Source organism: Adlercreutzia equolifaciens, from assembly GCF_029076695.1.
Taxonomy (GTDB): domain Bacteria; phylum Actinomycetota; class Coriobacteriia; order Coriobacteriales; family Eggerthellaceae; genus Adlercreutzia; species Adlercreutzia equolifaciens_A.
Map to the genome: position 1 here is coordinate 1 of NZ_JARFIK010000584.1, position 290 is coordinate 290.

Annotated in this window: 1 protein-coding gene; it reads right to left on the bottom strand. The window is 59.3% G+C overall.

The features are described from left to right. On the bottom strand, window positions 1–249 hold a 249-nt coding region (locus PZH32_RS13700), incomplete at its 3' end, for a histidine kinase dimerization/phospho-acceptor domain-containing protein (protein WP_275208813.1). Window positions 250–290: the final 41 nt, after the last annotated feature.

Sequence of the window (290 nt, forward strand, 5' to 3'; positions counted from 1 at the left end):
CACGCGAATGCGATCGGAGTAGGTAAGCACGCGACCATGGTCATTGCCGTGAGGCTTTATGAGCTCCGCATAGCCCACAACGGCGTTCAGCGGCGTCCGGATATCGTGGCTCATGTTCGACAAGAACGTGTTCTTCGCCACATTGGCCGCCTCGGCCTGAGACAGCGCGCTGCGCAGCAGCGACCGGTGCTCCAGCTCCCGCTCATAGGCCTCGGTCAGCTGAGCGTTAATACGTTCGAGCTCTTCCACATGGGCCCGCTTTTTGTCCGTGGCATCTTTGACTAACACGT